Genomic DNA, 15,381 nt, shown 5'->3' with positions numbered 1-15,381 from the left:
GAAACACATGACAATTTCTCACCACGTCGCGGTCATAACCAGCGATGAGCAAGCCCTGATCGTCGCCAGTGACCTGGCCGACGACTTCAAACGCGACAGCGCCCTGCGTGACCGCGAACGCCGTTTGCCACTGCCGGAACTGGAAGTGTTTTCCCGCTCGGGCCTCTGGGGCATCAGCGTGCCGAAAGAATACGGCGGCGCCGGTGTTTCCAACGTCACCCTGGCCAAAGTCATCGCCCTGATCGCCCAGGCCGATGGTTCTCTCGGGCAGATTCCACAGAACCATTTCTACGCCCTCGAAGTGCTGCGCGTGAATGGCACTGAAGCACAGAAAAAACGCCTCTACGCCGAAGTGCTGGCCGGTGAACGCTTCGGCAACGCGCTGGCGGAACTGGGCACCAAAACCGCCCACGACCGCGTCACCAGCCTGACCCGCGACGGTGACGGTTATCGCATCAATGGTCGCAAGTTCTACGCCACCGGCGCGATTTACGCACAACGCATTCCGACCACGGTGGTCGATGAAAACGGCGTTCAACAACTCGCCTTCGTACCACGTAATACAAAAGGCCTGACCGTCATCGACGACTGGAGCGGCTTCGGCCAGCGCACCACCGGCAGCGGCTCGGTGGTGTTTGAAGACGTCTACGTCGCCGCCGAAGATGTGCTCCCGTTCCAAAGTGCGTTCGAGCGCCCGACCACTGTCGGCCCGCTGGCGCAGATTCTCCACGCCGCCATCGACACTGGAATCGCCCGCGCAGCCTATGAAGATGCCCTGCATTTCGTGCGCACCAAAACCCGGCCGTGGATCGACTCTGGCAACGACAAGGCCACCGAAGACCCGCTGACCATCAAGAGCTTCGGCCACCTGGCTATCCGGCTGCACGCCACCGAAGCACTGTTGGAGCGCTCCGGCGAATTCGTCGACCGGGCCCAGGCCGACATGAACGCCGAGACCGTCGCTGCCGCCTCGATTGCCGTCGCCGAAGCCCGCGCCATCAGCACCGAGATTTCCCTGGCCGCCGGCAGCACGCTGTTCGAACTGGCCGGCAGCCAGGCGACCCTGGCCGAACACGGCCTGGACCGCCACTGGCGCAACGCCCGGGTGCACACCCTGCACGACCCGGTGCGCTGGAAGTACCACGCCGTGGGCAATTACTACCTCAACGACGAACACCCGCCACTGCGGGGGACCATCTGATGGCGACGCCCGTAAAACCGAAAAAGAAAATTCTGCTCAACGCGTTCAACATGAACTGCATCGGGCACATCAACCATGGCCTGTGGACACACCCACGGGACAATTCCACCCAATACAAAACCATCGAATACTGGACCGAACTGGCACAGTTGCTGGAGCGCGGGTTGTTCGACGGGCTGTTCATCGCCGACATCGTCGGCGTGTACGACGTCTATCAGAACTCGGTGGATGTACCGCTGAAAGAGTCGATACAGCTACCGGTCAACGACCCGCTGCTGCTGGTGTCAGCCATGGCGGCGGTGACGAAAAACCTGGGCTTCGGCCTCACCGCCAACCTCACCTACGAGCCGCCCTATCTGTTCGCCCGGCGCCTGTCCACGCTCGATCACCTGAGCCGTGGCCGGGTCGGCTGGAACATCGTCACCGGCTACCTCGACAGCGCCGCCAAGGCCATGGGCCTGAGCGAACAGGTCGAACACGACCGCCGCTACGATCAGGCCGACGAGTATCTGGAAGTGCTCTACAAACTCTGGGAAGGCAGCTGGGAAAACGGCGCGGTCCTCAACGACCCGAAAAAACGGATCTACGCGCAGCCGGAAAAAGTACACAAGGTCGAGCACAAGGGCGAGTTCTATCAGGTCGAGGGTTATCACCTCTGCGAGCCGTCACCACAGCGCACGCCGGTGCTGTTCCAGGCCGGCAGTTCAGATCGCGGTTTGCTGTTCGCCGGGCGCCACGCCGAGTGCGTGTTCATCAGCGGCCAGAACAAACCGGCGACCAGGGTGCAAGTGGACAAGGTCCGCGCCAGCGCCGTGCAAGCGGGACGCAACCCCGAGGACATCAAGGTGTTCATGGGCTTGAACGTGATCGTCGGCGCCACCGAAGAAGCGGCCTGGGCCAAGCATGCCGAGTACCTGAGCTATGCCAGCGCCGAAGCCGGCGTGGCGCATTTCTCGGCGTCCACCGGAATCGATTTTTCCGAATACGAACTCGACGAACCGATCCAGTACGTGAAGAACAACGCGATTCAGTCGGCCACCAAAAACTTGCAAAACAACGACTGGACCCGACGCAAATTGCTGGAACAGCACGCCCTTGGTGGCCGCTACATCACGGTGGTCGGCTCACCCGAACAGGTGGCGGATGAACTGGAGTCGTGGATCAACGAGACGGGCCTTGATGGCTTCAACCTGACCCGGATCGTCACCCCGGAAAGCTATGTGGATTTTATTGAATGGGTGATTCCTGAGCTGCAGCGTCGCGGGTCGTACAAGACCGCTTACGACACCGGCAGCCTGCGCGAGAAGCTGTTTCAGGGCGAGGCGCATTTGCCTGAGCAACATACTGGTTCCACTTTCAGACGCTAACCCCTGTGGCGAGGGAGTTTGCTCGCGCTCGACTGCGCAGCAGTCGCAACACCGGCAATACGGTTGCAACTGACACACCTCATTGAATGGCTTTGGGGCTGCCGCGCAGCCCAGCGGGAGCAAGCTCCCTCGCCACAACCCCTCTATTGACTGGAAAACCATCATGACCAAGCACTGCCTTTCTCTCCCAGTCAAAGCACTGGCCCTGGCCCTCGGCCTCTTCAGTTCCATGACCTTCGCCGCCGACGCGCCGCTGAAAGTCGGCACCACCGCCGCCTTCGCCATCCCGCTGGAGGCCGCCGTCGAAGAAGCCAAGAAACAAGGCCTGAGCGTCGAGTTGGTGGAGTTCAGCGACTGGATCGCGCCCAACGTCAGCCTCGCCGCCGGCGACATCGACGTGAACTATTTCCAGCACATCCCATTCCTGGAAAACGCCAATGCCGCCGCCGGTTTCAACCTGGTGCCGTTCGCACCGGGGATCATCAACAATGTCGGTCTCTACTCGAAAAAATACAAAAGCTTCGACGCGCTGCCACAAGGCGCCACCGTCGCCATCGCCAACGACCCGATCAACAGCGGGCGTGGTCTGCAACTGCTGGCCAAGGCCGGGCTGATCACGCTTAAACCCGGCGTCGGCTACAAAGCCACCGAAGACGACATCGTCGCCAACCCGAAAAAAATCAAGATACTTCAGGTCGAAGCGGTGCAATTGGTTCGCGCCTACGACGACGCCGATCTGGTCCAGGGCTACCCGGCCTACATCCGCCTGTCGAAGACCTTCGATGCCGGCTCGGCCCTGCTGTTCGACGGCCTTGATCACAAGGAATACGTGATTCAGTTCGTGATCCAGCCCAAGAGCAAAACCGACCCGCGCCTGATCAAATTCGTCGATATCTACCAGCATTCACCGGTGGTTCGCGCCGCGCTGGATAAAGCCCACGGCAAGCTCTATCAAGCTGGTTGGGAAAGCTGAAAATGACTGCCGCGATCCAACGGCGACTGGAGATTCCAGAGCCACAAAATGCTCGACAGACTGAACTGCATCCAGAGCTCAATCGTGCCCACGTGCGCTTCATCGGCCTGGGTAAAACCTACAACGGTCAGCAAGGTCCAGTGGCGGCACTGCACGGTATCGACCTGGCGATCCAGCGTGGTGAAGTGTTTGGCATCATCGGCCGCAGCGGTGCCGGCAAGTCGTCGCTGATCCGCACCATCAACCGCCTGGAGCAACCAAGTACAGGCCGGGTGCTGATCGATCAGGTCGACATCGGCGAGTTCGATGAAGACCGCCTGGTGGCCCTGCGTCGGCGCATCGGCATGATTTTCCAGCACTTCAACCTGATGTCGGCCAAGACCGTGTGGCAGAACGTCGAGCTACCGCTGAAAGTGGCCGGCGTGCCCAAGGAACAGCGCGAGCGCAAAGTCCGTGAACTGCTGGAGCTGGTGGGCCTGGAAGGCAAGCACAAGGCGTATCCGGCGCAGCTGTCCGGTGGTCAGAAACAACGCGTTGGCATCGCCCGGGCGCTGGTGCATGACCCCGAGATTCTGCTGTGCGACGAGGCCACCTCCGCGCTCGATCCAGAAACCACGCAATCGATTCTCGGCCTGTTACGCGAAATCAACCGGCGCCTGGGCCTGACCATCGTGCTGATCACCCATGAGATGGCGGTGATCCGCGATATCTGCGACCGCGTGGTGGTGCTGGAACATGGCGCCGTTGTCGAGCAGGGACCGGTGTGGGAAGTGTTCGGCAACCCGCAGCACGAGGTCAGCAAGACCCTGCTCGCGCCGCTGCAACACGCCTTGCCGCAAGAACTGCAAAGCCGTCTGCGCGCGCAGCCGGAGTCTTCGGACGCCGCCGTGGTACTGCGTTTGCAATTCACCGGTAGCGCCACGGATGAGCCGGATCTGGCCGCACTGTTCGCCGCCCTCGGTGGCCGTGTGCGTCTGTTGCAAGGTGGTGTGGAACGGATCCAGGGGCATGCGCTCGGGCAACTGTTATTGGCGGTGACCGGCTCGCACCTCGACGCCGAAAAACTGCGCCAACAAGCGGCTCAATGGGCACAACAGACGGAGGTGCTGGGCTATGTGGCTTGATCGCTTGTGGCAGGGTTTTATCGACACCTTCCTGATGGTCGGCGTGTCATCGCTGATCGCGCTGCTGGCGGGGATTCCGCTGGCAGTGATTCTGGTCACCAGCTCCAAAGGCGGGATCTATGAAGCACCGGCGCTGAACCGCGCACTGGGCGCGTTCGTGAACCTGTTTCGCTCGATTCCGTTTCTGATTCTGATGGTGGCGCTGATTCCGTTTACCCGGTTGATCGTCGGTACCACGTATGGCGTTTGGGCGGCGGTAGTACCGCTGACCATCGCTGCCACACCGTTCTTTGCGCGCATCGCCGAAGTCAGTTTGCGCGAGGTCGATCACGGACTGATCGAAGCGGCGCAGGCGATGGGTTGCCGACGCTGGCACATCGTCTGGCACGTGCTGTTGCCCGAGGCGCTGCCGGGGATCGTCGGCGGGTTCACCATAACGCTGGTGACGATGATCAACTCGTCGGCCATGGCCGGGGCGATTGGTGCTGGCGGGCTGGGGGACATTGCTTATCGGTATGGATATCAGCGCTTTGACAGCCAGATCATGTTGACGGTGATTGTGTTGCTGGTGGTGTTGGTGGCGATTATCCAGTTGGGTGGGGATCGGCTGGCTCGGGGGTTGAACAAGCGTTGAGCGGGCGCTTGTCTGTTCCCGGACCGCGCTGAGTCATCGGCTGCCAGTGATACCGCCTTCGCCAGCAGGCTCGCTCCCACATTGAAATGCGCTCAACTGTGGGGCGAGCCTGCTCGCGAATGGCTGCGAAGCGGCTACCCGCCTCATGGCGTATATTCGGCAAACCCCAATCGCCTGCGCAGCCCACCATGAAACACACCCCCGACGACCTCCACCAGATCACCGCCACCACCCTGGGCAACTACAACCAGGTGGCCGAGAGTTTTCGCGAAGGCACTCGCGATCATGATGTCAGCCAGAACATCGACGCGCTGCTGCGACATATTCGGGGTGAGGCGCCATTCGACATTCTCGACTTCGGCTGCGGACCGGGGCGCGATTTGCAGACGTTCACACGCATGGGCCATGTCGCCGTCGGCCTTGATGGTTCGGAAAAGTTTGCGCTGATGGCGCGTGAAGACAGTGGCTGTGAGGTCTGGCAGCAGGACTTTCTGCAACTGGATTTGCCGGCCGAGCGCTTCGACGGGATTTTTGCCAATGCGGTGCTGTTTCATATTCCGTTGCAGGAATTGCCGCGGGTGTTGAAGCAACTGCACGGGGCGTTGAAACCGGGCGGGGTGTTGTTCAGTTCCAATCCCCGAGGCGATAACCGCGAGGGCTGGAATGGGCATCGGTTCGGCGCGTATCACGATTTGCAGGCCTGGCAGGGTCTGCTGACCGAAGCCGGGTTTGTGGAGCTGGAGCATTATTACCGGCCGGCAGGATTGCCTCGGGAGCAGCAGCCCTGGTTGGCGAGTGTCTGGCGTAGATCTGTTTAGTCAGTTCAGACGCCATCGCGGGCAAGCCCGCTCCCACAGTAGACCGCGTTCGCCTGAACGCCTCGGTCAAATGTGGGAGCAGCAGCCTTGGTTGGCGAGTGTCTGGCGTAGATCTGTTTAGTCAGTTCAGACGCCATCGCGAGCAAGCCCGCTCCCACAGTAGACCGCGTTCGCCTGAACGCCTCGGTCAAATGTGGGAGCAGCAGCCCTGGTTGGCGAGTGTCTGGCGTAGATCTGCTTAGTCAGTTCAGACGCCATCGCGAGCAAGCCCGCTCCCACAGTAGACCGCGTTCGCCTGAACGCCTCGGTCAAATGTGGGAGCAGCAGCCTTGGTTGGCGAGTGTCTGGCTAGATCTGTTTGGTCAGTTCAGACGCCATCGCGAGCAAGCTCGCTCCCACAGTAGACCGCGTTCGCCTGAACGCCTCGGTCAAATGTGGGAGCAGCAGCCTTGGTTGGCGTAGATCTGCTTAGTCAGTTCAGACGCCATCGCGGGCAAGCCCGCTCCCACAGTGGACCGCGTTCGCCTGAACGCCTCGGTCAAATGTGGGAGCAGCAGCACTGGTTGGCGAGTGTCTGGCGTAGATCTGCTTAGTCAGTTCAGACGCCTTCGCGAGCAAGCTCGCTCCCACAGTGGACCGCGTGCGCCTGAACGCCTCGGTCAAATGTGGGAGCAGCAGCACTGGTTGGCGAGTGTCTGGCGTAGATCTGTTTAGTCAGTTCAGACGTCATCGCGGGCAAGCCCGCTCCCACAGTGGACCGCGTTCGCCTGAACGCCTCGGTCAAATGTGGGAGCAGCAGCCCTGGTTGGCGAGTGTCTGGCGTAGATCTGCTTAGTCAGTTCAGACGCTTTCGCGAGCAAGCTCGCTCCCACAGTAGACCGCGTTCGCCTGAACGCCTCGGTCAAATGTGGGAGCAGCAGCCCTGGTTGGCGAGTGTCTGGCGCAGATCTGCTTAGTCAGTTCAGACGCCATCGCGAGCAAGCTCGCTCCCACAGTAGACCGCGTTCGCCTGAACGCCTCGGTCAAATGTGGGAGCAGCAGCCTTGGTTGGCGAGTGTCTGGCGTAGATCTGCTTAGTCAGTTCAGACGCCATCGCGGGCAAGCCCGCTCCCACAGTGGACCACGTTCGCCTGAACGCCTCGGCCAAATGTGGGAGCAGCAGCCTTGGTTGGCGAGTGTCTGGCTAGATCTGTTTGGTCAGTTCAGACGCCATCGCGAGCAAGCTCGCTCCCACAGTAGACCGCGTTCGCCCGAACGCCTCGGTCAAATGTGGGAGCAGCAGCCCTGGTTGGCGAGTGTCTGGCGTAGATCTGCTTAGTCAGTTCAGACGCCATCGCGGGCAAGCCCGCTCCCACAGTGGACCGCGTTCGCCTGAACGCCTCGGTCAAATGTGGGAGCAGCAGCCCTGGTTGGCGAGTGTCTGGCGTAGATCTGCTTAGTCAGTTCAGACGCCATCGCGGGCAAGCCCGCTCCCACAGTGGACCGCGTTCGCCTGAACGCCTCGGTCAAATGTGGGAGCGGGCTTGCCCGCGATGGTCTTCAGGGCGACAAAGAAACCTGATAAGTCACCACGCCCCCCTTCACATCCAGCGCCATGATGCTCTGCCCGGCCAGCCGTTTGCCTTCAACCTCGCGCACACCCGAATCAAAATTCACCACCAACCGCGTGCCATCGGCAAACGTGGTCTGCTGCAGCAACCGATCCTCGCTCAACCAGCGAAAATCCGTCATCGCCTCAGTCGCCAGACGCTCATGCAGTGGCCTGAAAAACGCATCCTGTCGCACCATCACCGGCAACCGCTGCTTCACTGTATCGGCGCTCAGGTGGTACAGCGGCGGCACGTTGTAGAGCAACTGCGCCAGCTCGTTCTCGGCGCGTACATTGCTCAGTTTCAGGCTGTCGAACAGCCAGTGGTGCGTGGTGATGACCGAGCCGTGGAACACGGCCTGATACAGCGGCAGGCGCGTCTGCGGGGCAAAGTGCACCGTGCGATACGGCTCCTTGAGCGGCACGCTCTTGAAGAACACCTGAGGCTGATCATTGGGAAACCAGCGACCCAGGTAATAGGGTGACTTGGGGTTCTTGCTCATGTCCGGATCGCCCCAGCCGATCACCGGTGTCTGCATGCCGTGGGCAAACAGCACGCCCAGAGACGTTGTGGCATTGCCGTCTTCAGAACCGGTGGGCAGTTTCAGGGTCTCGTTCAGCCAGCGCGAAGCGTCGATATTACCTTCGGCGTTTTGTGCCTGGGTCATGGTGGCATTCGGTCGATAGCTGTCGAACAGCATGCCGGTCGCATAGGCGTCGAGAAACCAGCTGTTGAACCCGGCCTTGGCCTGCACCGCTTTGATCCGCGCCTCAAGCAACGGCCGCACGCAGCGTGGGTCGGTGTAGTGCCCTGACTTCTGGAAGCCGCTTTTGAACGCGCCACCGTTCAGGACAATTGCGCATTCACGGTTGGCTCGAAAACCCAGGTGCGCGGTGGTCCAGTCCGGGTTTTCACTGCTGGTAAGCGCAGTTTCATAAGAATCGTAAGGCGCCAGCAGATACCCGTCCGCCACACCTTCGCGCACCGCTTCGGGATGCCAGAGACCGCCCTCCCAGCCCTCGCCCAGACCTAGCCATAAACGCGACAGTCCGGCTGCTTTCATCTGCTCGAAAGTGCTGGACGACAAGGTGCTGCCCCAGCGTTGCGGATTGCCGGTCAGGGCCTCGGCGAACGCGCTGGCCAGTTCCGTGCGCAGTTGGCCATAGCCCTCGACGAGTCTTTGCATGTCCGGCTCGGCGACCGCTTGCCAACCGCTGCGCGCCTTGGTGTTGAGCGCGCCATTGAGGCTGCGCAGCAACGTGGTTTTTTGATAACGGTCCAGCGGTGGTTGCGCATCGGTGAGGATCTTGCGGGTTTCAGCATCAAAACTGCCGCGCAACTCGCTGGCCAGCGCGTTATTGCCCCGCAAGAGTTTCAACAGTGCCGGCCAACTGCGCACATCATTCGGCCCGAGCAAGTCGTTGCCCCACAGATAAACGTGACTGGCACCCAGCAGTTTTTTCGCTTCCGGGGTTTTCAGTAGTTTGTCGCTCAGGGACTGGTATTGCCCGTTGTCGATCAGCCATTGCCGATAGCGCTTGGCACCGGCCAGCGGATCGGCGTCGCCCAGCGTCAGTTTGAAGGTCAGTGGTGTGCCGGGTTCAAGGGAAGTGAATTGATGCCGGGCGGCGAGTGCCAGGGTCTGGCCTTCGGCGCTGAAGGTCAGGTGATTGTTGTACGGGTTGGTCAGCAGCCAGTTCAGGGTAAAGCGGCCGTGGTCCACGCCCCACAGCGGCAGGCTCAGGTCCTGGGTGGTATTGAACTCGCCCTGATCGAGCAGAAAGCCTTGCCACACCGCATCGCCCGCCGGCACGTAATGCCCTTCGGCCAGCGGCCAGATCAGGCCTTTGCCCATGGCGCTGCCGGGTTGCTTGAGGAAGCGCAGTTCACCGGGGTCGCGGGCGGTGATGGAGAGGGACAAATCGCGCTGATCAAGACTGGCGCTGAGGGTCCAGGCGCCGTTATCCCATTGCCAGTCGATGCGGTTGGCGGTCTGGGTGAGATGACTGACTGCATGCGCGGCGACGCCGGCAGAGGCTTGCACCCCCGGGTTCTGTGCCGGGGTTACCTGGATCGCCAAAGTCGCAGGGTCGAGCTCAATGCGCCACAGCGGGTTTTCCAGCACCGGGTTGGCGGTGGCCCAAGGTGATAGCAATACAGCGCCGATCAGCAGCGCAAGGCGCAGGCAGTGATGGAGGGGCGGCATGGGTTGTCCCTTCTGCGTTGAGAGCAGCGAGGGTAATGCACTGGCTTGGGTGTGTCGGGCAGTAAAATGTTGGGAAATTGTAGATCGCCTTCGCGAGCAGGCTCGCTCCCACGGGGTGTTGGGTGGACCACAGGTTTTATGTCCACTTCAAAGCCAATGTGGGAGCAGGCTCGCTCCCACAGGTTGTGTGTCTTACTGCGTGTCTTTTTTCGGCTCGCGAATCTTGTACCAGGCCACGTACAGTGCCGGCAAAAACAGCAGGGTCAGCAAGGTGGCGATGATAATGCCGCCGATCATTGCGTAGGCCATCGGCCCCCAAAACACTTCTCGCGCAATCGGGATCATCCCCAGGCTCGCCGCCGCAGCGGTCAGCAAGATCGGCCGGCGTCGATGCTCGGTGGCTTGCAGCACCGCGTCCCACGGCTCATAGCCGTCCTTCTCGAAGGCATCGATCTGCGTCACCAGGATCACCGAGTTGCGGATGATGATGCCGATCAGCGCCAGAATCCCCAGGATCGCCACGAAGCCCATCGGCGTGCCCGTGGGGATCAGCGCCAGCACCACGCCGATCAGCCCGAGCGGCGCCACGCTGGCCACCAGGAACATCTTCTGCACGCTGTGCAGCTGGATCATCAGGAAGGTCGCCATCAAGAACAGCATCAGCGGCACGACCTTGGCAATCGGCCCCTGGGCCTTGCCGCTTTCCTCGACGGTGCCGCCAGTGGCGACCTTGTACCCCACCGGCAGCGCGGCGGCGAATTTGTCGATGGTCGGCTTCAGCTGTTTCACCAGGTCGGTCGGCTGAATCTCGTCCCGCACCGCAGCCTTGATGGTGATGGTCGGTTTGCGGTCACGACGCCATACCAATGGCTGCTCCAGCTCGTAGCGCACGGTGGCGAACGCCAGCAGCGGAATCGACGTACCGCCCGGCGTGACGATCTGCAGGTTTTGCAGGGTTTCCGGCGTGCCGCGTTCGGCATCTTCGGCACGGCCGACAACGTTGATCAGATAGATATCGTCGTCCACTTGAGTGACCGGTGAACCGACCACGATGCTGTTCATCAGGTTGGCCACGTCTTCCGAAGACAGCCCCAATTGCCGTGCCTTGTCCTGGGCGATGTCGATGCGCAGCACTTTGCCCGGCTCGTTCCAGTCATAAATTATTTCGCCGATGTGCGAGTTCTTGTCCAGCTCGGTGGCCAGGGCAATAGCGTGCTTGCGCACCTGATCGATGTCCTTGCCACTGACTCGGTATTGAATCGGCCGTCCCACCGGCGGGCCCATTTCCAGCGCCTGGACGTAGCTGCCGATGCCGACAAAATCCTTGCGCAGCCGCTCGCGCAATCGCTGGGTCAAGGCCGTGCGTGATTCCAGGCCTTTGCTGACGATCACCAGTTGCGCGTAGTACGGGTTCTGCAATTGCTGGTCGAGGGGCAGGTAGAAACGGATCGCACCTTCGCCGATGTAAGTGCTCCAGCGCACGATGTCCGGATCGTCCTTGAGGGTCGCCTCAAGTTTATCCACAGCCTTGCGCGTCTCGTCCATCGAGGCATTTTGCGGCAGGTTGAGGTCGACGAGCAGTTCCGGCCGGTCCGAGGAAGGGAAGAACTGGTTCTGCACGAACTGCATGGAAAATACCGACGCCACGAACAAGGCGATGGTGATGCCGATGGCCCACCAGCGATTGCGCATGGCCCAGAGCATGCCGTAGTTGAAGACGCGGCCGATGCGGCCAGGTTCTGCGCTGTGGGGTTTCACGTTGGCGCTGAGGATGTGCACGCCGATCACCGGGGCGAACAGCACCGCGACCACCCATGACACCAGCATCGCCACCGCAATCACCGCAAACAGGGTAAAGGTGTACTCACCCGCCGAGCTGGCGTTCAGGCCAATCGGCACAAAACCGGCGACCGTGACCAGCGTGCCGGTGAGCATCGGGAACGCAGTCGAGGTGTAGGCGAAGGTCGCCGCCTGCTCCTTGGTCTCGCCCATTTCCAGGCGCGTGACCATCATCTCCACCGTGATCATCGCGTCATCCACCAGCAGGCCAAGGGCGATGATCAATGCACCGAGAGAAATCCGCTGCATGGTGATGCCGCTGTATTCCATGAAGATGAAGACCATCGCCAACACCAGCGGAATCGAACATGCCACCACCAGACCGGCGCGCACGCCGAGGCTGATGAAGCTGACGATCAGCACGATCACCACCGCTTCGAACAGCGCGCTGGTGAAGCCGCCGACGGCCTTTTCGACCACGTCGGCCTGATCCGAGACGTTGTGCACGCCCACGCCCACGGGCAGGTCGGCGGTCAGGTCGGTCATGCGTTGGTGCAGCGCCTTGCCGAACTCCTGGATGTTGCCGCCCTTCTTCATCGCAATCGCCAAGCCGATGGCTGGCTGACCGTTGAAGCGGAATTGCGGGCTCGCCGGATCGACGTAGCCACGGCTGATCTCAGCCACATCGGCCAGACGATAGAAGCGGTCGTTGAGGCGAAGGTTGACGTTGGCCAGGTCTTTTTCGGACGCGAACCGTCCAGAAGTACGCACGGAAATCCGCTCGGGACCGGCCTCGATCACTCCCGCCGGGGTCACGGCGTTCTGCGATTGCAGGCTCTGCACAACTTGCCGCTGATCAATGCCCAGCGCCGCCAGTTTGCGCGTGGAGAAGTTCAGGTACAGCACTTCATCCTGCTCGCCGACCATCTCGACCTTGCCCAGCCCCGGCACATCGCGAATCGCGGCGCGCACCTGCTCGACGTAATCGCGCAACTGACGCATCGACAAACCGTCGGCGGTATAGGCGTACACCGAGCCGAACACATCGCCGAATTCATCGTTGAACCCCGGTCCTTGCAGGCCCTGAGGGAAGTCGCCGCGAATGTCATTGATCTTCTTGCGTACCTGATACCAGATTTGCGGGATGTCCTTGGCGCTGGTGGTGTCGCGCAAATAGACGAACACGGTCGATTCACCGGGCCGGGTGTAGCTTTTCACGTAGTCGAGGGAGTCGAGTTCTTCGAGTTTTTTCTCGATACGGTCCGTGACCTGCTTGAGGGTGTCTTCCTGGGTCGCGCCGGGCCAGCGGGTCTGGATGACCATGGTCTTGATGGTGAACGAGGGGTCTTCCTCGCGACCAAGATTCATGTACGAGAACACGCCCATCAGCAGCGCGACGAACATCAGATACCAGACAAATGACTGATGCTTGAGGGCCCATTCGGATAAGTTGAAACTCCCTTTCATTGTGGGCTGTCCTCGTCGATTTTCACTTTCTGCCCGGGTTTCAGGCTGTTCACACCGGCGCTGACTACCCGCTCACCGGATTGCACGCCACTGGCCAGAATCACCGTGGAATCGGTGCGACTGACCACGCTGATGTCTCGCGGCATAACGGTCTGGCTCTGCGGATCGATGACCCAGATACGCGGCTTGCCGTCGACCTCTTGCAGTGCGCTCAGGGGCAACTCGATACGCGGTTTGATCGCGGAACTGAGCGTTACGCTGATCGCCGTGCCGAGGCGAAATCCCGGAGGCGTTTGTGTCAGGGTGAGACGAGCGCGGCGGGTGCGGGTGGCGCTTTGCGCCTGGGGTTCGATTTCACGCAGGGTCGCGGTGCTGGTGATGCTCGGGTCCAGTTGTGCGGCGACCTGAAACACCACATCCGGCGGCAACTGATCGACCAGTGTATCGGGCAGATCAATCACCGCTTCCTTGATGTCCGGCTGCGCCAGCGTCACCACTTGTTGACCCGCGGTAACCACTTGCCCGGCTTCGGCGTTCCACGCGGTGACAATGGCTTTGTGATCGGTGCGCAGTTCGACGTAATTGAGCTGGTCGCGAGCCTGGCTGACTGCGGCCTTGGCCTGATCGAGTGAGGCCTGGGTGGTTTTCAGATCGGTCTGGGCAATGTCCAGTTGTGCCTGGGCACCGACTCCGCGATCAAACAATTGCTGCTGACGCCGGGCGCTGGCCTGGGTGTTGATGAATTGCGCCTGAATGCGCGCCAGATCGCCCTCGGCGGAGCGCAACTGGTTCTGTTGATCGGTGGGATCGAGGGTGGCGAGCAAGGCACCCTTTTCCACCTCAGTGCCCACATCGACATTGCGACTGGCAATGCGACCCGGCACCCGGAAGCCGACGTTGCTTTCGTAGCGAGCCTGGATGCTGCCGGCGAAACGGCCGAGACTTTGCTGGTCGAGGGCCTTCACTTCGACCGACAACACCGGGCGTACCGGTTCGGGTGGCGGCTCTTTTTTTGAACAGGCGACCAGCAGCAGCCCGGCAGACAACAGCAACAGGCGCTTCATGGCTGGGCTCCCGCCGCTAGATCCTTATAGGTGTTTTCGGCGATCTCGACCTTCATGCCGGGGTGCAGCAATTGTCCGCCGGCGATAATGACTTTTTCTCCGCCGTTCAGCCCGCCGCTGATGATGACGTGGCCAGTCAGGTAACGACCCACGGTGACGGTGTGCAGTTGCGCCCTGCCATCGGCATCTACCAGCCACACGGCCGGATCACTGAGGTTTTTGGTCAGGGCCGACCAGGGCAACTCCACCGCCGACTTGCCCGGCGTCTTGGCGGTGGCGCTGACCACCGAACCGAGTTGCATACCGTCCGGCAAGCCATTGAGGCTGACTTTGACCTGCACAGTGCCGGTCTGCGCCGACACCGCCGGGGTGATTTCGCGCACGGTGCCGGTGGTTTTTATCGCAGGGTTGTCCAGCATGCTGACCACCACGGATTTGTCCGCAGGATGTTCGCTCAGCAGCGATTCGTAGACGTTGAATACCGCGTCACGCTCGCCGTCGCGAGCCAGGCCGAAAATCGGCACCGTGGCTTGCACTACTTGCCCGACTTCGGCCTGGCGGGCGGTGATGATGCCCGGTGCATCGGCCACCAGCGCGGTGTAGCTCAGTTGTTCCCTGGCATTGGCCAGTTGCGCCTGGGCGGCGGTCAGCGCGCTTTGGCTGCTGCGCAATGCGGCCTGGGCAGCGTCGTATTCGCTTTGGCTGGTGTAGCCCTTGGGCAAAAGTTTTTGCTGGCGGACAAAGGCGGCAGCAGTCTGCTTGACCCGTGCCTGTTCGGCGACGACCTGGGCCTGAGCCGAGTCGACATTGGTTTGCAGGTCTTTTGGATCGAGTCTGGCGAGGACTTGCCTGGCCGAAACCCGGTCACCGACATCGACCATACGCTGGATGATCTTGCCACCGACGCGGAACGACAGTTCGGTCTGCACGCGGGCCTGAACGTCACCGGTCAGGGTCACCGAAGCGGCGTAATCCGCAGGCTTGACGATTTGCACGAAGACACGCGGCAGGTCTTTTTCGACCGGTTTTTTTTCGCCGCAGGCGGTCAGCATCACGAAGAGGCTCAGACCGAGCATTATTTTCAATCCAGTACCCGCCATGCAGACTCCTTTGCGTTATACAAACGTGCACGTGACGATACGACTGTGAGCTTAGAACA

At 61.1% G+C, this 15,381-nt stretch carries 10 protein-coding genes; 6 read left to right on the top strand and 4 right to left on the bottom strand.

Going from position 1 to position 15,381, the window contains the following annotated elements; all coding sequences use genetic code 11:
* Positions 1-7 precede the first annotated feature (7 nt).
* The 6 genes from POF45_RS17305 (at position 8) to POF45_RS17280 (ending at position 6,117) form a co-directional block, all read left to right on the top strand.
* On the top strand, positions 8-1,201 hold the full coding sequence (locus tag POF45_RS17305) for an SfnB family sulfur acquisition oxidoreductase (RefSeq protein ID WP_259498207.1): 1,194 nt from the start codon (positions 8-10) through the stop codon (positions 1,199-1,201).
* Positions 1,201-2,568, top strand: coding sequence for an LLM class flavin-dependent oxidoreductase (locus POF45_RS17300; RefSeq protein WP_282316233.1), 1,368 nt, complete (start codon positions 1,201-1,203; stop codon positions 2,566-2,568). Before POF45_RS17305 ends, POF45_RS17300 begins: the two co-directional genes overlap by 1 nt.
* Before the next feature lie 163 nt (positions 2,569-2,731).
* Complete coding sequence (locus POF45_RS17295; RefSeq protein WP_282316232.1) at positions 2,732-3,541, top strand: MetQ/NlpA family ABC transporter substrate-binding protein; 810 nt, start codon at positions 2,732-2,734, stop codon at positions 3,539-3,541.
* Between the two features lie 2 nt (positions 3,542-3,543).
* Positions 3,544-4,665, top strand: coding sequence for a methionine ABC transporter ATP-binding protein (locus POF45_RS17290; protein WP_259498202.1), 1,122 nt, complete (start codon positions 3,544-3,546; stop codon positions 4,663-4,665).
* Positions 4,655-5,299, top strand: a complete 645-nt coding sequence (locus POF45_RS17285) for a methionine ABC transporter permease (protein ID WP_259498200.1) — start codon at positions 4,655-4,657, stop codon at positions 5,297-5,299. Before POF45_RS17290 ends, POF45_RS17285 begins: the two co-directional genes overlap by 11 nt.
* 188 nt (positions 5,300-5,487) lie before the next feature.
* The gene (locus POF45_RS17280; protein WP_282316231.1) at positions 5,488-6,117 is read left to right on the top strand and encodes a class I SAM-dependent methyltransferase; all 630 of its coding nucleotides are present in this window, start codon (positions 5,488-5,490) and stop codon (positions 6,115-6,117) included.
* 1,539 nt (positions 6,118-7,656) lie between these two features.
* Here POF45_RS17280 and POF45_RS17275 read toward each other — a convergent pair.
* The 4 genes from POF45_RS17275 to POF45_RS17260 all read right to left on the bottom strand — a co-directional run bounded on the left by POF45_RS17275 (position 7,657) and on the right by POF45_RS17260 (position 15,322).
* Complete coding sequence (locus tag POF45_RS17275) at positions 7,657-9,912, bottom strand: glycoside hydrolase (protein WP_282316229.1); 2,256 nt, start codon at positions 9,910-9,912, stop codon at positions 7,657-7,659.
* Between the two features lie 192 nt (positions 9,913-10,104).
* Positions 10,105-13,158 carry an efflux RND transporter permease subunit gene (locus POF45_RS17270; RefSeq protein WP_282316228.1) on the bottom strand — a complete coding sequence of 1,018 codons (3,054 nt, stop codon included), beginning with the start codon at positions 13,156-13,158 and terminating at the stop codon, positions 10,105-10,107.
* On the bottom strand, positions 13,155-14,222 hold the full coding sequence (locus POF45_RS17265; RefSeq protein ID WP_259498190.1) for an efflux RND transporter periplasmic adaptor subunit: 1,068 nt from the start codon (positions 14,220-14,222) through the stop codon (positions 13,155-13,157). The genes POF45_RS17270 and POF45_RS17265 overlap by 4 nt, the downstream gene beginning before the upstream one ends.
* Positions 14,219-15,322, bottom strand: coding sequence for an efflux RND transporter periplasmic adaptor subunit (locus POF45_RS17260; RefSeq protein ID WP_282316227.1), 1,104 nt, complete (start codon positions 15,320-15,322; stop codon positions 14,219-14,221). The genes POF45_RS17265 and POF45_RS17260 overlap by 4 nt, the downstream gene beginning before the upstream one ends.
* Positions 15,323-15,381 lie beyond the last annotated feature (59 nt).

It is taken from the genome of Pseudomonas fungipugnans, from assembly GCF_029955235.1.
GTDB lineage: Bacteria > Pseudomonadota > Gammaproteobacteria > Pseudomonadales > Pseudomonadaceae > Aquipseudomonas > Aquipseudomonas fungipugnans.
Note: the sequence above shows the minus strand (reverse complement) of the source record. Positions and strands in the feature narration are given on the sequence as shown.